This window comes from Serratia ureilytica, from assembly GCF_017309605.1.
Lineage (GTDB): Bacteria > Pseudomonadota > Gammaproteobacteria > Enterobacterales > Enterobacteriaceae > Serratia > Serratia ureilytica.
This window is the reverse complement of record NZ_CP071320.1, coordinates 2,639,263-2,658,313: the sequence shown is the minus strand read 5'-3', so window position 1 is coordinate 2,658,313 and position 19,051 is coordinate 2,639,263. Positions and strand designations below refer to the sequence as shown.

Genomic DNA, 19,051 nt, shown 5'->3' with positions numbered 1-19,051 from the left:
ATGACAGACAGCCAGGCATTTGAACAACAAAGCCTCGATAATCTGCTGAGCTATTGGCGGCGCCACCGCCGCCTGCCGGGCGCGCGTTATCCGGCCGGCCCGACCGACACCCTGTGCGACGTGCCGGGCGTCAGCGTCGGGCATCACACGCTGGCCGACGGCGAATGTCAGACCGGCGTCACTGCCATCGTGCCGCCGGGCGATCTGTTCAACCAGCCGCTGCCGTGCGGCAGCGCGGTGCTCAACGGCTTCGCCAAGCCGCTGGGGCTGGTGCAGCTGAACGAACTGGGGGTGCTGCAAACGCCGATCCTGCTGAGCAACACCTTCGCGGTCGGCACGCTGTTCAACGCCATGGTGCGGCGCAGCTGCCGGCGCTACCCGCAGATCGGCCGCGGCAGCGCCACCATCAACCCGCTGGTGCTGGAGTGCAACGACGGCTACCTCAACGATATTCAGGCGATGGCGGTGCGTGAGGAACACGTCTTCAGCGCGCTGGATAACCATTCCACCCGCTTTGCGCGCGGTAGCGTCGGCGCCGGGCGCGGCATGAGCAGTTTCGGCTTGAAAGGGGGCATCGGCACCGCCTCGCGCTATTGCCCGGGGCTCGGCACCACGCTCGGCGTGCTGGTGTTGGCCAACTTCGGCACTCTCGACTCGCTGACGCTGAGCGGCGTGCGCGTCGGCCAGGCGCTGGGCAAGCTGTTGGCGGATCCGCCGCCGCAGGTGGACGCCGGTTCGGTCATCATCATCATCGCCTGCGATCGGGCGCTGGACAGCCGCCAGCTGAACCGCATCGCCCGCCGCGCGGGCGCGGGCCTGGGGCGGGTGGGCAGCCATTGGGGGCACGGCTCCGGCGACATCGCGCTGGCGTTCTCCACTCGGTTACTGGGGGCGACGCTGCCGGACGAACGGCTGGAGCCGCTGTTCGCGGCGGCGGCGGACGCCACCGAATACGCGGTGCTGGATGCGTTGCTCAGCGCCGAAGGCGTCAGCGGCTTCGAGCAGCATGCGCGCGTGGCGCTGGGCCCGCTGCTCGATCGGCTGGCGGCAAATTAAATACAGGAGCCTGATGTGAAAGTCTTTATCTCTGCGGATATCGAGGGGATCGCCGGCGTGATGCGGCCGGAGCAGTGCAACCCGGCCCACGCCGACTATGCGGCGGCGCGCGAGCTGATGGAGCAGGAGGTCAACGCCGCCATCGACGGCGCTTTTGCCGGCGGCGCCACCGAGGTGACGGTGGCCGACAGCCACGCGATGATGCAGAATCTGCGCGCCGAACGCATCGATGTGCGGGCGCGCCTGGTGCAGGGCAAACCGCGCGGGCTGTCGATGGTGGAAGGGCTGCAGCATCAACGTTACGACGGCCTGATGTTTATCGGTTATCACAGCGCCGCCGGCGAGCGCGGCGTGCTGGCGCATACCATCAACGGCCGGGCCTTTTATCGCGTCAGCCTGAACGGCGAGGCGGTAGGCGAAAGCGATCTGTATGCGGCGGCGGCGGCGGAGTTAAACGTGCCGCTGTGGCTGGTGAGCGGTGACGACGAGCTGCAACGCTGGATCGCTGAACGTTATCCGCAATCCGGCTATGTTTGCGTGAAACGCGCCCTCTCGCAAACCGCCGCCGAATCGCTCAGCCCACAGCGGGCACGCGCCGAGATCCGCGAGCGCGCGATGCAACAGGTGCGCCAGGGCGCCAGACTGCCGGTGGAGCGCCGCTTCATGCCGCCTTACCGGCTGACGCTGATGGCGGCCAAACCGGTGCTGGCGGATCTGTTCAGCCTGGTGCCCGGCGTGGAGCGCCAGGATGCGCTCACCGTGGCCTTCGACAGCGACAACATGGCGGCGCCAATCCGCCTGCTCAGCGTCTTCTCCTATCTGGCGACGACGCAGAGCTGACCCCCGGTGCGGGTTCCCGCCCGCACCGCACGATTCTCCAATAGAAAATCCCTCTTCAACATTAAGCCTACTGGATAATAGGCTACGCTAATTATTGCTCTGTTGTGCTATGTCACCTGACCGGCGCGGCAAGCCATTCCCATAATTAGCGCTGTTTCGCCGAGGGCAGTGACGCCTTCGGTTTTTTTGGAGTCATGAGCAATGAGCATATCCCAAGTTCCGCTTTCGCGGCGGCGGTTTATCGTCGGCGCCGGGGCGTTGGTGATCGGCGCCTATCTGCCGTCCACCGGTGCGCTGGCGCGCTCGAACGCCCCGGCCGCCGCCGGCGCGACGGCGTTTGACGCCAACGCCTTCGTCCAGATCGGCGCCGACGGCATCGTCACCGTCATCAGTAAACACACCGAAGTAGGCCAGGGGGTCTATACCGGCATGGCGACGCTGGTCGCCGAAGAACTCGACGCCGACTGGGCGCAGGTGCGGGTCGTGGCCGCGCCGGTGGACACCGCCGTCTACAAGAACCTGGCGTTCGGATTCCAGGGCACCGGCGGTTCCAGCTCGGTGGCCAACGCCTATGAACAGATGCGGCGTATGGGCGCCATGGCGCGCGCGCTGCTGGTGCAGGCCGCCGCGCAGAGCTGGAAAACCTCCGCGCAGGAAATCACCGTGCAGGCGGGCAAGATCCGTCATGCCGCCAGCGGGCGCGAAGCGGGCTTCGGCGAGTTCGCCGAGCTGGCCGCTACGCTGCCGCCGCCCGATCCCGCCAGCCTGACGCTGAAGGATCCGACCAATTTTACCCTGATCGGCAAAACGCGCGGCCTGCACCGCGTCGATTCATTGGCGAAGACCAACGGCAGCGCGCAATTCTCGCAGGATATCCACGAGCCGGGCATGTTGACTGTCACCATCAAGAAACCGCCGCGCTTCGGCGGCAAGGTGGCGACGTTTGACGCCGAACGCGCGTTGGCGGTGCCGGGCGTGGTGGCGGTGAAGCAAATCGCCACCGGCGTAGCGGTTTACGCCAACAATACCTGGGCGGCGATCCAGGGGCGGGATCGGCTGAGGGTCACCTGGGACGACGCGCAGGCCGAACGGCGCAACACCGAGGAAATCTACGCCGAGTTCCGCCAGGTGGCGCAGAAAACCGGCGTGGTGGCGAAGAGTCTCGGCAAGCCGGACGAGGTGTTCGACAAGGCCGACAAGGTGATCGAGGCCGAATACACCTTCCCCTACGTCGCGCACGCGCCGATGGAGCCGCTGGACGGCTATCTGTTCTGGGACGGCGAGAGCGTCAAGGCGCGCTACGGCTGCCAAATTCAGACGCTCGACCATAAGCAGCTGTGCGATCTGTTCGAGTTGCCGCCGGACAAGGTACAGATTGAAACCATTCTGGCGGGCGGCAGCTTCGGCCGTCGCATCGATTTAGGCAACCCGACGCTGGGGCCGGATCTGGCGGCCGACATGGCGGCGGCGGCCAAGGGCATCGGCCCCGGCCACGGCGTGAAAGTGGTGTGGACGCGCGAGGACGACATCCGCAACGGCTGGTATCGCCCAATGATCCTGCATCGCCTGCGCGGCGCCATTCGCGGCGGCAAGGTGGTGGGCTGGACCGATACCGTAGTCGGCCACTCCTGGACGCGCCACAGCGCGATGGATGCGCTGGTGGTCAACGGCCTCGATCAGATGATGGTCGAGGGCGCCAGCGAGGTGCCTTATACCTTCGAAGCTTTCCGCTGCGATGCACATATCGTGCCCGGCAAGGTGCCGACCACCTCGCTGCGGTCGGTCGCCAGCACCCACACCGGCCACGCGGTGGAGAGCTTTATCGATCAGCTGTTGCAGGAAACCGGCCAGGATCCGGTGGAAGGGCGGCTGGCGCTGATGGGCGACGCGCCGCGCGCGGCGGGCGTACTGCGGGCGGTGGCCAAAGCCGCTGATTGGCAGGGCGCCAAGGTGGTGGACGGACGCGCGCGCGGCGTGGGCGTCGCCAAGGCGTTCGATACCTATGTGGCGCAGGTAGCCGAGGTATCGATCGGCGAAGGCGGCATCCCGAAAGTGCACAAGGTGTGGTGCGCGGTGGACTGCGGCGTGGCGGTGAACCCCGACGTGATCCGCGCGCAGATCGAAGGCGGTATCGGCTACGGCCTGAACCTGGCGCTGTACGGCAATATCACGCTGAAAGACGGCGTGGTCGAACAGTCCAACTTCAATAATTTCCGCCCGCTGCGCATCAATGAGATGCCGGAGGTTGAGGTGATCATCGTGCCTTCGACCGAGAAACCGACCGGCGTGGGCGAACTGGGGGTGCCGACCATCGCTCCGGCGGTCGGCAACGCGCTGGCGCTGCTCGGGCGGCCGCGCGCCTCGCTGAGCCTGCCGCTGCATAATCCCACTGCGAATCCGGCGTCTGACAAGGAGAGAACCTGATGATTAATTTAACCGTAAACGAGCAGCCGCTGACCTTCGAGGGCGATCCGCACATGCCGCTGCTGTGGTTTTTGCGTGACGAAGCCGGCCTGACCGGCACCAAGTTCGGCTGCGGCATCGCCATGTGCGGCGCTTGCACCGTGCATCTGGACGGCGTGCCGGTGCGTTCGTGCATGACGCCGGTCTCCGCCGCCGCCGGCAAGAAAATCACCACCATCGAAGCCGTCGGCGCCACGCCGGAAGGCAAGGCGGTGCAGGAAGCCTGGCTCAACCTGGACGTGGTGCAGTGCGGTTACTGCCAGTCCGGCCAGATCATGAGCGCCAGCGCGCTGCTGGCCCAGAGCAAAAACCCGAGCGATGCGGACATTGACGCGGCGATGGGCGGCAACGTCTGCCGCTGCGCCACCTATGTGCGCATTCGCGCCGCCATCCACCAGGCCGCCAAGGCGTTGGGTTAGGGAGAGACGTGATGAGCAACGCCTTGAAAGGGCTGTTATGGCTGATTATCGCCGTGGTGGTGTTGGCGGGAGGATACGCGCTGTATACCCTGCTGCGGCCTGCCGGCGCGGAGCCTGCGGCGCCGATCGCCGGGGCGCCGGCCGGCATGACCGATAAACTGGCGCGCGGCGAGTACCTGGCGCGCGCCGCCGACTGTGTGGCGTGCCATACCGCGCCGGGCGGCGCGCCTTATGCGGGCGGCTTCGCCTTTAAACTGCCGTTCGGCACCATTTACGGCACCAACATCACCGCCGACAAGGAAACCGGCATCGGCAACTGGAGCGACGATCAGTTCGTGCGCGCGGTGCGTGAGGGCATCGGCCCGCAGGGCAACCTGTACCCGGCGATGCCGTACACCTCGTACACCGGGCTGAGCCGCGACGACGTGCTGGCGATCAAGGATTATCTGTTCAGCCTGCCGCCGGTGAAACAGGCCAACCCGCAAAACGATCTGTCGTTCCCGTTCAATCAGCGTTGGGGCATGAAATTCTGGAACCTGGCGTTCTTCCAGGAGCAGCGCTTCGCGCCGGATCTCAACAAGGATGAACAGTGGAATCGCGGCGCCTATCTGGCGACGGCGCTCGGCCACTGCGGCGAGTGCCATACGCCGCGCAATCTGGGGTTCGGCCTTAACCAGAGCAAGCACCTGAGCGGTGAAGTGGTGCAGGGCTGGTTCGCCGCCAACATCACGCCGGACAAACAGACCGGCATCGGCGGCTGGAGCGACCAGCAGCTGTCGCAATATCTGGCCACCGGTCATGCGCCGGGGCGCAGCAGCGCCGCCGGCCCGATGGCGGAAGCGGTGGAAAACAGCCTGCAGTTCCTGACGCCGGAAGATAATCTGGCGCTGGTGAAATACCTGCGCGATATCGAGCCGATCGCCGGCGACAACGCCGCGGCGGTGAACCTGCAGCCGAAGGGTGCGGGGGCTTCCACGCCGATCCTGCCGGGCGGGCAAGACAGCTCGCTCGGGCGCCGGGTGTTCGCCAACGACTGCAGCGGCTGCCACCAGTGGAACGGGCCGGGCCGCCAGAGCGAGTACGCGTCGCTGGTCGGCAGCACGGCGGTGAACGATCCGCAGGGGCGCAGCGTGGTGCAGGCCATCCTGAAGGGGACGAGCATCAGCGTCGGCGAGCGGCATGAGATGATGCCGGCGTTCGGCAGCGCGTATTCCGACGAGGAAGTGGCGGCGGTCGCCAACTTTGTGGTTGGCCATTTCGGCGACAAGCAGGGCAAGGTCACCGCCAAACAGGTGGCGGAGCAGCGCAAGCAGTAAAGAAAGCGGCGAGGGAGATTCTCCCTCGCCGCGGCGTCAGCGGCTGCGGCGCGACATCACCCGTTTGTCTTTCGGTCTATCCTGCCAGTCCTCAACCTGATTATTGAAGTTGTCCGCCAGCAGGTAGGCCGGGGTTTTCGCCAGCCAGTCGGACAACGAAATATCCTGATAAATGCCGTTGTCCATCACGATCAGTACCTTCAAATCCTCATCGCCGATGTTCTCGATGTAATGGCCGAAGCCCTGCGGCACGTAACCGACGTCCGAAGGGGCGTACTCTTCCGTCTGCGCGTGGCCGTGCGAACTGAACACCGTCATGCGGCCTTTGCCGGCAATATAGTATTGCCATTCGTTGGCATTGGGGTGCCAGTGCAATTCCCGGATTGCGCCGGGTTTCACGATCTCGATGATGCCGGTCATGGTGGTGGAAATGGGAAATTCTTTCGACGACACCAAATGGACGCTGCCGGCGTCATTTTCAAAGAACGGCTTTTGCTTCATTAATTCATAGCGGTGGGTCAGCGGGGCGTTATTTAATCCGCCGTCGCTTTTCGGCAATGGCAATGTGGGCGGAACGGCGCCGCCGACAATATAAGCCTCGCCCTGTTTGGCCTTGGAAAATACCGCCGCCGGCATGTCGACGCTTTTTTCCAATACTTCTTTCGGCATATGCGCCACCCAATCGGTAATGCTGAAGGTGCCGAATTCGGAGAAGTGGCCGTTATCAAACGCCAGAATAAAATGCGCGCCGTCCGCCAGCGCCTGAATGGAATGGCCATAGCCTTTCGGGAAATACCAGACGTCGCCGGGGCCGAAGTCCGCCACCTCACATTTTCCCTCGGGATCGAGGATGGTGATGCGCGCATGGCCTTCGAGCATAAACGCCCATTCGGCGGCGATGGCGTGCCAGTGCAGTTCGCGCACGCCGCCCGGCTCCAGCGTCATGTCGACGCCCGCCACGCCTTCGGAGATCGGGAATTGCTCGACGGTGGCTTCGCGCGCCCAGCCGTTGGGCAGGCTGCGCTTTTTGCTGTCGGTAAATTTGTATTTATAGAGATGCTGCGCATCGGCAGGCGGCTGATAGCTGCTGGGGGGCACGATATTGCGATGGTCGTCGGCAGCGGCATTTTTGGCGATGCCGCCGATCATGCCGGCGGCGGCCGCGCTGACGGCGGAGACTTTCAATATATCACGACGCGATAGCATAGCATTTTCTCCAATATAAAACCGTGCGCCTGCAGAGGCAGGCGACAGGGAAGGCACGATCGCCATTGAAATGATTTTTTGTCATCGGCGGGAACAGGCTGTGACCCTTAAATCCTAGCGGCTGGAATTTATTGGGTAGGCGCTTATTTGTTTGCGTTTGTTACTAAGTGAGAGCGGGTTTGATTAATTACTCGGAAGTTGAATAGTCATTAATTGGAATTAATTTTAGTCGCTGGCCGGTTTAAATAAATAATAAACGAACGTCATTTTTTATTGGCCGTTCGGGCTGTTGTTGTGACGTCAGCGTCCGGCGCCCCCACGGTTTCCAGCACCAGCTGACGAAAGCGCTCGACGATCGGCGAGGCCGGGCTGCGGCGCAGCGCCAGGTAAAGCGGGGCGCTGAGCTGCGCTTCTGCGGCGAGAGTGCGGTAGACGATGCCGTCGCCGCCCAGCCGCCGCATGGAACCGGGCACGATTGACACCCCTAATCCGGCGCCGACCAGGCTGAGGGTGGCCGGCAGGCGCGGCGCTTCCTGCACGATGCGCGGGCTGAAGCCGGCGCGGTGGCAGGCGGCCAGGATAGCGTCGTACAGCCCCTGGCCGGCCGGGCGGCGATAGAGAATAAACGCCTCGTGGGCCAGTTCGGCCAACGGCAGCGGTTGCTGCGTTTCTTGCGCCAGCCGATGGCCCAGCGGCAGGGCGACGATCATCGGCTCGCTGAGCACTGGCTCGACGCTCAGGCCGGGAATGCCGTTGGCCGGCGAGCGCACGAAGGCGGCGTCGAGGCGCTGTTCCAGCAACGCCTCCATCAGTTCGCCGCTGCCGGCTTCTTCCAGTTGAGTGGTGATGCCCGGCAGGATGTCGCGGTAGCGGCGCAGCAGGTTGGGCACGAACGGGTGCAGCGCGGCGGAACTGGTGAAACCGATGGCGATGTGGCCCTGCTCGCCGCGGGCGGCGCGCTGCACCGCTTCACGCAGGCGTTCGGCGCGCGCCAGCAGGGCGCGGGCTTCTTCGAACAGCACGTCGCCCGCTTCGGTGACGCGCACGCCGCGCGGCAATCGCTGTAACAACTTCACGCCCAATTCGTCTTCCAACCCCTGCAACAGGCGGGTCAGCGGCGGCTGCTGGATAAACAGCCGCTCGGCGGCGCGGGTGATGTTGCCTTCTTCCACCACGGTGACGAACGCCCGCAGGCGACGCAGTTCAATCATTGCCATACCTCAAAGGTATCTTTCGTTGTTCCGGAATGCATTAGACATCATGGCACGGCGGCGCGCATGATACCAGACATCAAAACAAGCGATGTGGAACTGCAATGTCATGTCAGATATCAATACGTTAAAACCGCACCCGGTGGCAGCGCCGGGCAACGCGGCGCTGTTTTTGGGCTTTCTGTGGCTGGGGCTGATTGGCTTCGGCGGCGTGCTGCCGATGGCGCGCAGCATGTTGGTGGAACGCCGGCGCTGGCTGAACGCGGAACAGTTCACCGAGCTGCTCGGCCTGTGCCAGTTTTTGCCCGGCGGCAATGTGATCAACCTGTCGGTAGCGGTGGGGATGGAATTTCGCGGGCTGCGCGGCGCGCTGTGCGCCTTGCTGGGCCTCATCAGCGCGCCGACGGCGATCGTGGTGGGGCTGGGCGTGGTGTACGCCCGCTTCCAAAACGATCCCCATGTGCAGCATGTGTTCGCTGGGCTGGCCGCCGCGGCCGCCGGGCTGCTGCTCTCGACCGGGATCAAGATGCTGCTGCCGCTGCGCGGCAAATGGCCGGCGCTGGCGATCGTCGCGCTGGCGCTGATCGCCATCGCCTGGCTGCGCCTGCCGCTGCTGCCGACCATGCTGGTGCTGGCGCCGCTGAGCATTCTGCTGATGTGGCGGTGGCCGTCATGAGCGGGGTGTTGATTGCGCTGGCGCTGATCTTCACCGAGCTCTCTTTATTGGCGTTCGGCGGCGGCATGACCATTCTGCCGGAGATGCAGCGGCAGGTGGTAGAGGTGCATCAGTGGATGAGCGCCCAGGAGTTCAGCGCGCTGTTCGCCATGGCGCAGGCCGCGCCGGGGCCGAACATGATGATCGTGCCGCTGGTCGGTTGGCACGTGGCCGGCTGGGCGGGGCTGCTGGTTTCTTCGATCGCCAAGTTCGGGCCGTCTTCCATCGTTACGCTATTGGTGATGGGCGCCTGGCGGCGCTTTAAGGATCGTCCGTGGCGCCGCATCGTGCAGGCCGGGCTGGTGCCGCTGACCGTGGGGCTGGTGGTGGCCAGCGGCCTTTTGATCGCCGAGGCTTCCGCGCCCCATTGGCGGCTGGCGGCGATCGTGGCGCTGGCGACGGGATTGAGCATGAGCAAGCGCCTCCATCCGCTGTGGGTGCTGGCGGGCGGCGCGCTGCTCGGCCTGCTGTTTGCCTGAAGGATTAGCGCGGGATCAGCACAAAGCGTGAAGGGCCGTTGCGGTCGATCAGCTCATAGCGCTTCGGCGCGGTCAGGGCCAGAAACGCCACCATGCTCCCTTCAGCGTCGGTCAGCGTCATGCCGTCCGGCGTCGGCCGCCAGGCGACTGGCAGCGCGTGCAGCGCCAGCGGCTGCAGGCACTCGGCGGAGGCGCTGAAGCGGAAAGCGTTGGTGTTGGCTATCGTTTCGTCGCTCAGCTGCACCTCGCAGACGGCTTTACCGTCGCCGATGGCGGCGAGCTGCCAGTCGCCCTTCAGCGCGGCGGGTTCCAGCAACGGCAGTGAACTGCCCAGGGCACTGCTGCACAATACGCTCATAACGACTCCTGTCAGGCTGGCGCGACGCAAGGCGCGCATAAGGAAATGGGTTGGCATCGGGTCACTCCTTTCGGCTGTCCGTTCACACCTTAGCACGTTCCCGGCGGGATGATGAGGCAAGGATTAGGTTTTTTAATCCTCGATTATTCTGATCTAACCGTCGCTAAAAGGCGCGAAAAGACGAGTGATTAACCTGTTATTGCGCTTATTTTTCTCATTAATATAGTGAGAATACAAATTGTTATGGTTATCTCCTTCTTAACGCCCGGCGCGGTGAAGCCAGGCTGGGCGGGCTCGCGCCGCCGGAGTGAGTCACTATACTGGTCAATCCTAAGCCTCGGCTTAGATAAGAACGACTGATGAATAGTCTTACAAATCGAGTGGATTCCTAGTGTGTAAAAGGAGAATGCAATGAGCAGTCGCCACAACGACATTTTGCAAGATGATGATGAGTTCACCAGCCTGGCCGCCACATCCCCCAACGATCATAACTATCAGTTTTACTATCACCAGCCCGGCAGCCCCTATGACGGATTGGGCTACGGCGCGCTGTTCACGCTGGACAACGCTAACCTGTACAGTAACCAGCGCGGCGGGGCGGCGATTAATAATTTGGGTAAAATCCGTGATAACTTCAGCTTCGATCGCGCCGCCGATCAGTTGACGCGGCCGGGCCTGACGCACAACGGCGACCAGGTGTATCACCAGCCGGTCGCGCTGACCTATTCCTTCCTGACGCAAAGCGCGCTGAACCGCATCGGCCAGACCGGTGACGGCGACAAGGGGCTGCAGCCGTTGACCCAGGCGGCGCAGGCTCAGGCGCTGAAATCGATGCAGGCGTGGGCCGACGTGGCGAACGTAACCTTCACCGAGGCGGCGTCCACCGATATCAACCACCGCGCGGATATCACCTTCGCCTACTTCACGCAGCGCGCCGACGGCAGCACCGCAGCCGGCAGCGGCCCGAATGCCATCAACGCTTACGCCTATTACCCGCCGAGTTCCAAATCGGGCAGCGATAACGCCTTTGCGGGCACGGTGTGGTTCAACAAAAATTTCGCCACCCATAAGGCGCCGGTTAGCGGCGACTTCAGCAGCCAGACCTTCACCCACGAGCTGGGGCATGCCCTGGGGCTGGCGCACCCGGGATCTTATGACGCGTCGCTGGGCAACCCGAGTTATCAGAATGACGCGGCTTATTATCAGGATTCGCTGCAATACTCGATCATGAGCTATTTCAACGCCGGTTACACCGGCGCCGACACCAAAGGGGTGTATGGCTATGGGCCGATGGTGGATGACATCGCCGCGATCCAGAAGCTGTACGGCGCCAACATGAACACCCGCACCGGCGACACGGTGTACGGCTTCAACTCCAACACCGGCCGTGATTTCCTGACCGCCACGGCGGACAACGGCAAACCGGTCAACTTCGCGGTGTGGGACGCCGGCGGCAACGACACGCTGGACTTCTCCGGCTACAGCCAGCAGCAGATGATCAACCTGAACGACGGCGCGTTCTCCAGCGTCGGCGGCGGCACGCAGAACGTCGCCATCGCGCGCGGGGCGATCATCGAGAACGCCATCGGCGGCAGCGGGCGCGATCTGCTCATCGGCAACGATCAGGACAACCTGCTGGCGGGCAACGCCGGTTCCGACATCCTGTACGGCGGGCGGGGGGCGGACCATCTGTGGGGCGGCAAAGACGCCAACAACTTCACCGACTATTTCGTCTATCTCAACGCCAAAGAGTCGACGGTGGCGGCGTTCGACGTGATTGAAGACTTTGAGCACGGCATCGACAAGATCGATCTCTCCGGCCTGCGCTTCAACAATAGCCTGAGCGAGCTGCGCTTTATCGACAGCGGCAGCGCCTTCAGCGGCCAGAAAGGCGAGATCCAGCTCAACTTCGACGCCTTCAACGGCACCACCGATCTGTTGATGAACACCCAGAGCAACAGCTATGCCGCCGACTTCAAGATCCACGTGGTCGGGCAGGTGGAGCAGAGCGATATTTTGTTTGCCTGAGGTGAGGAAGGGGAAGAGAAAAGGGCCGACCGGCCCTTTTTTTACGACTGGGCCGCCGCGGCGCTTTCCGCCACGAAAGAGCCGGTTTTCACCGCGCCGGCGCGGCGGTAGTGAGCCACAATGACGCCGCCGGGCGAGACCACCGAGTGGGTCAGCGTGAAGGCCGCCGGCGCCGCGTTGTCATCGAACAGCCGCTTGCCGCCGCCGAGCAGCACCGGGTAGGTGAGCAAGCGCAGTTCATCCACCAGATCGTTGGCCAGCAGCTGTTGCATCAGCGTGCTGCTGCCCTGCACCAGCAGCACCGGCCCCTGGGTGCGCTTCAGCTCGCGCAGCCGGGCGAGGATGTCTTGCCCCAGCCACTGGCTGTTCTCCCACGTCAGCGTCTCGCCGTGGTGGGTGGCGACGTACTTGGCCGCCTGATTGAACACGCGGGCGATGTCGGCGGAAAACGGGTCGGCCTCGTCGGTGATATGCGGCCAGTAGCCGGCGAAGATATCGTAGGTGCGCCGCCCGAGCAGCAGATCGAAAGGCGCAGAGAAAAGTTCGCCCATCGTTTCCGCGACGGCGTCATCCCAGTAGGGGGCGGTCCAACCGCCGAAGCGAAAGCCGCCGCTGCGGTCTTCGTCCTGCCCGCCGGGCGCCTGCATCACGCCGTCGAGGCTGACGAACGCGCTGGCAATAATCTGTCGCATGGCTGTCTCCTGCAATTGAGTGCCAGCTGAAAGTTTAGCCGCCGCGCGCCGGCTGCGCCAACCGGCCGCTCAGGGTTGCAGCGCCTTGAGCAACGCCTGATGGAAGCGCGCCGGCTCCTCCATTTGCGGCGCATGGCCCAGCCCGGCGAATTCGATCAGCGTGGCGTGCGGGATCAGTTTCGCCGCCTGCTTGCCCAGCACCGCGTAGTGCCCGATCTTGGCCTTGACTGCCGGCGGGGCGATATCGCTGCCGATGGCGGTGGTGTCGGCGGTGCCGATCATCAGCGTGGTGGGCGTTTGCAGATCCTTGAACTCGTAATACACCGGCTGGGTGAAGATCATGTCGTAGATCAGCGCCGAGTTCCACGCCACCAGGCGGTGGCCCGGCCCGTTGTTCAGCCCGGCCAGCATATCCACCCAGCGATCGTACTCCGGCTTCCAGCGGCCGCCGTAGTAGGTGCGCTGCTCATAGTTGCGGATGCCCTCGGCGGTGGTGTTCAGCTCGCGCTCGAACCACCGATCGACGCTGCGCCACGGTACGCCTTTCGCCTTCCAGTCCTCAAGACCGATCGGGTTGACCATCACCAGCCGTTCCACCGCCTGCGGATACATCAGGCTATAGCGCGTGGCCAGCATGCCGCCGGTGGAGTGGCCGATGACGATGGCCTTGCTGATGTTCAGATTCTGCAGCAGGCCGTGGGTATTTTGCGCCAGCTGTTGGAAGCTGTACTGGTAATGCGCCGGCTTGGTGGAGGAGCAAAAGCCGATTTGATCGGGCGCGATGACGCGGTAACCGGCCTTGCTCAGCGCCTTGATGGTGTCCTGCCAGGTGGCGGCGCAGAAGTTTTTACCGTGCAGCAGCAGCGCGGTGCGGCCGTTGGCGGCGCCTTCCGGCGGCACGTCCATATAGCCCATTTTTAACGACTGCCCCTGCGAGGTGAAGCTGAATTGTTGCAACGGGTAGGGGTAGTGAAAGCCCTGCAGCTCCGGGCCGAATTTCGGCGTTTCGGTAGCGCCGGCGGTGAACGCGGCCAACGTGGCGCACAACAGCGCGCGGCGGGTTAATCTCAGCATCCTGATCTCCTGAAAAGGGCGATAGCCGAGTATAGCCACAATCGGCGCGCTGGCGCGCCAGTGGTTTCAGATAATTCTGTAATATTAAGGTTTGATTCCCGGCAAGATTCCGACAACGGTCTTTTTCACAGTGAACGGGGTCACGCCGTGCAACATTCGCAGTATCTGATGGTTTTATTTCAAGGCTAAGTTATGCGATGCTTAAGCATTATTTATGCAAAAGGATCCTCGCATGTCCGCTTTATCCCGCTGCGCTTTCAGCGAAGGCAGCGTCGCTTTGCCGGAAGGCTATGCCGATCGCACCGTCAACGTGCTGTTGGCCGGCGATGATGTTTCCCCCTCAGTCAATATTTCCCGCGATGCGCTGCAGCCGGCGGAGAATCTGGAAAGCTACGTCACTCGCCAGCTTGATGCGCTGGCGCAGGGGCTGAAAGGCTGGGCGTTCAAAAGCCGCGAGCCGGCGACGCTGGGTGACGGGCTGGCCGCCGGTGAATGGGTGCGCGCCAGCTACCTGCGCGACGGCAAACGCATCTGGCAAAACCAGGCGGTGTTCGCGCTGGCGGAAGGCCGGGTGCTGGTGTTCACCCTGGCGATGGCGCGCAAGCTGACGCCGCAAGACGACGCGCTGCTGTTGCAGGTGCTGAGCAGCTACCGGGCGGCCTAACGATGAACTCTTTGCGTAAAAGGAACTTACGATGACCGAAGCGGCTCGCGTCGGCGATATTATCGGGCATTCCCATGCCCTGGCCGGCATGATTGCCGGCACGATTGTCGGCGGCCTGATCGCCGCCGCAGGCGCGGTGGCGGCGGGTGCGCTGTTCGTCGCCGGCCTGGCGGCTTCCTGTATCGGCGTCGGCGTGCTGCTCATCGGCGCCAGCCTGGCGGTGGGGTATCTCACCGGGGAGGCGGCCACCGCGGCGCGCGACGGCATTGCCGACGCCGGTGCCGGTAGCCTGACCCCCAAAGGCACTATCGTCACCGGTTCCCCCAACGTCTTCATCAACGGCAAACCCGCCGCGCTCGCCACCAACAGCCAGGTGGCCTGCAGCGACGACGGCCCGAGCATGCAGATGGCGCAGGGCTCCGACAAGGTCAGCATCAACGGCCAGCCCGCCTCGCGCGTGGGGGACAAAACCAACTGCGACGCGCAGGTGATGGAAGGTTCGCCCAACGTGTTTATCGGCGGCGGCACCGTCACCACCTTGCCGATCAAGCCCGAAGTGCCGGATTGGCTGTATAAGGTCTCCGATCTGACGCTGCTGTTCGCCGGCCTGGTGGGCGGCGTGGGCGGCGCCGCCGGCAAGCTGGGGGCGCTCGGCAAACTGCTGGGCAAACTGCCCGGCATCAACAAACTGGCGCGCATCGCCTGCCGAGCCGGCACCCTGATGACCGCGACCGCCGCCGTCGGCATTATCGCCCGGCCGGTGGATATCGTCAGCGGCCAGAAATTCCTCGACGGCGAAGACGATCTCGATTTCGTGCTGCCATCGCGCCTGCCGGTCGCCTGGCAGCGCTATTGGCGCAGCGGTAACCCCGGCGACGGCGTGCTGGGCCGCGGCTGGAACCTGTTCTGGGAGAGCAGCCTGCAGCCGTATCAGGACGGCCTGGTGTGGCGCGCGCCTTCCGGCGACTTCGTCGCTTTCCCCAGGGTGCCGCGCGGCCACAAAACCTATTGCGAAGCCGAAAAATGCTGGCTGATGCACAACGACGACGGCAGCTGGCAGCTGTTTGACGTCGGCGAACAGATTTTCCACTACCCGCCGCTGGCGGGCGAGCAGCCGAGCCGGCTCAGCATGATCACCGACGCCATCGGCAACGCCACCTCGCTGTTTTACGACGACGAGGGGCTGCTGAGCGAACTGGTGGACAGCGCCGGGCAGCGCCTGATGTGCCGCTATGCGCAGGGCCGCCTGCGCGAAGTGGCGCTGCAAACCGCCGAAGGCGAACGGACGCTGGCGCGCTACGGTTACGATGAGCAGGGCCAACTGACGACGGTGAGCAACCGCGCCGGTGAGGTAACGCGCCGCTTTGGCTGGCGCGACGGCCTGATGATCAGCCACCAGGACGCCGCCGGGCTGCTGAACGAATACCAATGGCAAGAGATCGACGGCGTGCCGCGCGTGACGGCCTATCGCAACAGCGCCGGAGAATCCCTTGAGTTCGGCTATGACTTCGCCGGCGGGCGCCGCAGCGCGGTGCGCGGCGACGGCAAGCGCGCGGAGTGGCGGCTGGATGACGACGACAACGTGGCGCAGTACACCGATTTCGACCAGCGCCGCTACGGTTTTATCTACCAACGCGGCGAGCTGTGCAGCGTGCTGCTGCCCGGCGGCGCGCAGCGCCAGAGCGAATGGGACCCTTACGGCCGCCTGTTGTCGGAGACCGACCCGCTCGGCCGCGTGACGCGCTATCAATATTCGCGCAACAGCGGCCGGCTGTTCGCCGTCGCGTACCCGGACGGCAGCAGCGAGGCGCAGCACTGGGACACGCTGGGGCGCCCGACGCGTTATGTCGATGCGCTGGGCAATACCACGCTCTACCGCTATCCGGATGACGAAGAGAGCCTGCCGGCTAGTGTGATCGACGCGCTGGGCGGGGAAGTGAAGCTGGAGTGGGACGCCCGCGGCCAGCTGACGCGCTACACCGACTGTTCCGGCAGCGTCACGGCTTATACCTACGATGCGCTGGGGCAACTGACGGCACAGACCGATGCCGAAGGCCACCAGACGCGCTACCGGTGGGATAACGGCGGGCGCCTGCACACCCTGATCCACCCGGACGGCGGCGAAGAGCGTTTTAACTGGAACGCGCACGGCCAGCTGGCCGAACATCAGGACGCGCTGGGCAGCCTGACCCGCTGGCAGTACAACGCCCTGGGGTTGCCGGTCAGCATCACCGATCGCATCAACCGCACCCGGCGCTATCACTACAGCACGCAGGGCTGGCTGACGCGGCTGGAGAACGGCAACGGCGGCGACTACCGCTTCAGCTACGATGCGGTGGGCCGCGTGCTGGCCGAAGAGCGCCCGGACGACACCCGCCACTATTATCGCTACGGCGCGGCCGGGCTGCTGGAGGAGCACCGTGAGGTCGGCTTGCCGGGCAGCGCGGGCGAGCTGACGCAGCGCGAACAGCGCTTCCGCTTCGACGAGGCCGGGCAGCTGGTCTGGCGCGGCAACGCCAGCGCGGAATGGCATTACCGTTTCGACGCCATGGGGCGGCTGCGCGAGCTGAACCGCCTGCCGACGGCGAGCGGCGCGGCGCTGGGCATCGAGCCGGACAGCGTGCAGATGCGCTATGACGCCGCCGGGCGGCTGCTCGGCGAGCAGGGTGTGAATGGCGAACTGCAATACCAATGGGATGCGCTGGCCAACCTGCAGGCGCTGACGCTGCCGCAGGGCGATCGCCTGCAGTGGCTGTATTACGGTTCCGGCCACGCCAGCGCCATCAAATTCAACCAGCAGGTGGTGAGCGAGTTCACCCGCGATCGCCTGCACCGGGAAACCGGCCGCAGCCAGGGCGCGCTGCAGCAGCAGCGGCGTTACGACGCCATAGGCCGCCGCAGTTGGCAGAGCAGCGCCTTCGGCCACGACAAACTGACCCGGCCGGAAGACGGCGTGCTGTGGCGCGCTTATCGCTACACCGGCCGCGGCGAGCTGGCCGGGGTGAGCGACGCGCTGCGCGGCGAAGTGCACTACGGTTACGATGCCGAGGGCCGCCTGCTGCAACACCGCGAACCCAATCAGGGCAAACCGGGCGCGCGGCTGGTGTACGATCTGGCGGATAACCTACTGGGTGAGCGCAGCCCGCAGAACGACATCGACGCGCACCTGCCGCTGGCGCCGATCGCCGACAACCGCCTGACGCACTGGCAAAAACTGTTTTACCGTTACGACGCCTGGGGCAACCTGATCAGCCGGCGCAACGGCCTGTATGAACAGCACTACCGCTACGACGCCGACAACCGGCTGGTGCAGGCGCACGGTCGCGGCCCGCAGGGCGAATTCGAGGCGCAGTATCATTACGACGCGCTGGGCCGCCGCAGCCGCAAGGCGGTGCGCTACAAGGGCAAAACCGAACAGACGATCCGTTTCCTGTGGCAGGGCTACCGGTTGCTGCAGGAGCAGCGCGACGACGGCAGCCGCCGCAGCTGGAGCTACGATCCGGCCAGCCCGTGGAGCCCGCTGGCGGCGCTGGAGCAGGCGGGCGACAGCCGCTCGGCGGATATTTACTGGTATCACACCGATCTGAACAGCGCGCCGCTGGAAGTGACCGACGCGGCGGGCAACCTGTGCTGGTCCGGGCAATACGACACCTTCGGCAAGCTGCAGGGCCAGACGGTGGCCGGCGCGGCGAAGCGGCAGGGCGCGCAATATCAGCAGCCGCTGCGCTACGCCGGGCAATACCAGGATGACGAAAGCGGCCTGCACTACAACCTGTTCCGCTACTACGAACCCGAGGTGGGGCGTTTCACCACGCAGGATCCGATAGGGTTGGAAGGTGGGCTGAATTTATATGCTTATGGGCCAAATCCTTTAACTTGGATAGATCCATTTGGGCTGAGCTTCCTTGAGATCGTAGGCGATGCTGCTACGACAACCGGGAAAAAGTTCCAAGGTGCTGAGATTTATAAGATAACTAGTAAAGTTAAAGTTGGGGATGTGACCTTTAAAAAAGGTGATTACTTCTATTTGGATAATCTCCATAAAGATCACTATGAAACCTTCTCATCGTTGGATAAATCCAAAGGAGTGTTTAATTTGGATGGTTCTTACAATGAGAAAAAGTCAATTAAAGCTGCAAAAAGAAAAGGTCCGGGGTGTTAAAGTGAATGATAATTTAAAATGTGATATTTTAAAAAACAAAGATGATTTGATTGAAGGTACATTTTGTTACTCTCTATTTGAGGATGCTTTTTTTGATGAGCGACTATTAATTGATTTAATAGAAAAATCAGAGTTGTTTGTTAAGGTAAACAATCGAGATGAGGATGTTTTAAATTTGCTGTCATGGGTTGTTAATGGTGTTGATCAGTGTTTCACATCCCACAATGATAAAGATGACTATTATTCAATTGAAAACTATTCTGTGAATTTGGAGAAAAAATGGGGGGAGGTGTGGCGACCTGAAATTAATAAGATAGTCAATGGTGATAAAGATTGTTAGAGTTTCACAACAAATTTGAGAAACATTG

At 63.4% G+C, this 19,051-nt stretch carries 16 protein-coding genes; 11 read left to right on the top strand and 5 right to left on the bottom strand.

What is annotated here, in order from left to right:
* The 5 genes from J0X03_RS12320 to J0X03_RS12300 all read left to right on the top strand — a co-directional run bounded on the left by J0X03_RS12320 (position 1) and on the right by J0X03_RS12300 (position 6,094).
* Complete coding sequence (locus tag J0X03_RS12320) at positions 1-1,056, top strand: P1 family peptidase (protein WP_033650461.1); 1,056 nt, start codon at positions 1-3, stop codon at positions 1,054-1,056.
* 15 nt (positions 1,057-1,071) lie between these two features.
* Positions 1,072-1,896 (top strand): M55 family metallopeptidase, encoded by an 825-nt coding sequence (locus tag J0X03_RS12315; RefSeq protein WP_160204271.1) that lies wholly within the window; start codon positions 1,072-1,074, stop codon positions 1,894-1,896.
* Between the two features lie 201 nt (positions 1,897-2,097).
* The gene (locus J0X03_RS12310) at positions 2,098-4,320 is read left to right on the top strand and encodes a xanthine dehydrogenase family protein molybdopterin-binding subunit (protein WP_160204272.1); all 2,223 of its coding nucleotides are present in this window, start codon (positions 2,098-2,100) and stop codon (positions 4,318-4,320) included.
* Positions 4,320-4,778, top strand: coding sequence for a (2Fe-2S)-binding protein (locus J0X03_RS12305; RefSeq protein ID WP_160204273.1), 459 nt, complete (start codon positions 4,320-4,322; stop codon positions 4,776-4,778). The genes J0X03_RS12310 and J0X03_RS12305 overlap by 1 nt, the downstream gene beginning before the upstream one ends.
* A gap of 11 nt (positions 4,779-4,789) precedes the next feature.
* Positions 4,790-6,094, top strand: coding sequence for a c-type cytochrome (locus tag J0X03_RS12300; protein WP_103682006.1), 1,305 nt, complete (start codon positions 4,790-4,792; stop codon positions 6,092-6,094).
* 36 nt (positions 6,095-6,130) lie between these two features.
* Here the strand turns inward: J0X03_RS12300 and J0X03_RS12295 are convergent, their stop codons facing one another.
* On the bottom strand, positions 6,131-7,300 hold the full coding sequence (locus tag J0X03_RS12295) for a cupin domain-containing protein (RefSeq protein ID WP_042784444.1): 1,170 nt from the start codon (positions 7,298-7,300) through the stop codon (positions 6,131-6,133).
* Positions 7,301-7,563: 263 nt separating this feature from the next.
* Positions 7,564-8,517, bottom strand: coding sequence for a LysR family transcriptional regulator (locus tag J0X03_RS12290; RefSeq protein ID WP_160204274.1), 954 nt, complete (start codon positions 8,515-8,517; stop codon positions 7,564-7,566).
* A gap of 103 nt (positions 8,518-8,620) precedes the next feature.
* Between J0X03_RS12290 and J0X03_RS12285 the strand changes: the two genes are divergently transcribed.
* Entirely contained in the window at positions 8,621-9,187 is a 567-nt protein-coding gene (locus J0X03_RS12285) for a chromate transporter (protein ID WP_089194721.1), read from the top strand.
* Positions 9,184-9,705 (top strand): chromate transporter, encoded by a 522-nt coding sequence (locus J0X03_RS12280; protein ID WP_116286994.1) that lies wholly within the window; start codon positions 9,184-9,186, stop codon positions 9,703-9,705. The genes J0X03_RS12285 and J0X03_RS12280 overlap by 4 nt, the downstream gene beginning before the upstream one ends.
* A gap of 4 nt (positions 9,706-9,709) precedes the next feature.
* Here the strand turns inward: J0X03_RS12280 and J0X03_RS12275 are convergent, their stop codons facing one another.
* Positions 9,710-10,063 carry a protease inhibitor Inh/omp19 family protein gene (locus J0X03_RS12275; protein ID WP_160204275.1) on the bottom strand — a complete coding sequence of 118 codons (354 nt, stop codon included), beginning with the start codon at positions 10,061-10,063 and terminating at the stop codon, positions 9,710-9,712.
* A 411-nt stretch (positions 10,064-10,474) separates the two neighbouring features.
* On the opposite strand from J0X03_RS12275, the gene J0X03_RS12270 reads away from it, so the two are divergent.
* Positions 10,475-12,091, top strand: a complete 1,617-nt coding sequence (locus tag J0X03_RS12270) for a serralysin family metalloprotease (protein ID WP_042784449.1) — start codon at positions 10,475-10,477, stop codon at positions 12,089-12,091.
* A 41-nt stretch (positions 12,092-12,132) separates the two neighbouring features.
* Here the strand turns inward: J0X03_RS12270 and J0X03_RS12265 are convergent, their stop codons facing one another.
* A complete protein-coding gene (locus tag J0X03_RS12265) occupies positions 12,133-12,783 on the bottom strand; it encodes a dihydrofolate reductase family protein (protein WP_046687006.1) in 651 nt (216 codons plus the stop codon).
* A 69-nt stretch (positions 12,784-12,852) separates the two neighbouring features.
* Positions 12,853-13,857 (bottom strand): alpha/beta fold hydrolase, encoded by a 1,005-nt coding sequence (locus tag J0X03_RS12260; protein WP_160204276.1) that lies wholly within the window; start codon positions 13,855-13,857, stop codon positions 12,853-12,855.
* A 232-nt stretch (positions 13,858-14,089) separates the two neighbouring features.
* Between J0X03_RS12260 and J0X03_RS12255 the strand changes: the two genes are divergently transcribed.
* The 3 genes from J0X03_RS12255 to J0X03_RS12245 are packed head-to-tail and all read left to right on the top strand — an operon-like array spanning position 14,090 to position 19,023.
* On the top strand, positions 14,090-14,521 hold the full coding sequence (locus J0X03_RS12255; protein WP_089197021.1) for a DcrB-related protein: 432 nt from the start codon (positions 14,090-14,092) through the stop codon (positions 14,519-14,521).
* 31 nt (positions 14,522-14,552) lie between these two features.
* Positions 14,553-18,683: an RHS repeat-associated core domain-containing protein gene (locus J0X03_RS12250; RefSeq protein WP_230358683.1), complete on the top strand. Its 4,131-nt coding sequence runs from the start codon at positions 14,553-14,555 to the stop codon at positions 18,681-18,683.
* On the top strand, positions 18,634-19,023 hold the full coding sequence (locus J0X03_RS12245; RefSeq protein ID WP_071991644.1) for a hypothetical protein: 390 nt from the start codon (positions 18,634-18,636) through the stop codon (positions 19,021-19,023). The genes J0X03_RS12250 and J0X03_RS12245 overlap by 50 nt, the downstream gene beginning before the upstream one ends.
* Positions 19,024-19,051 lie beyond the last annotated feature (28 nt).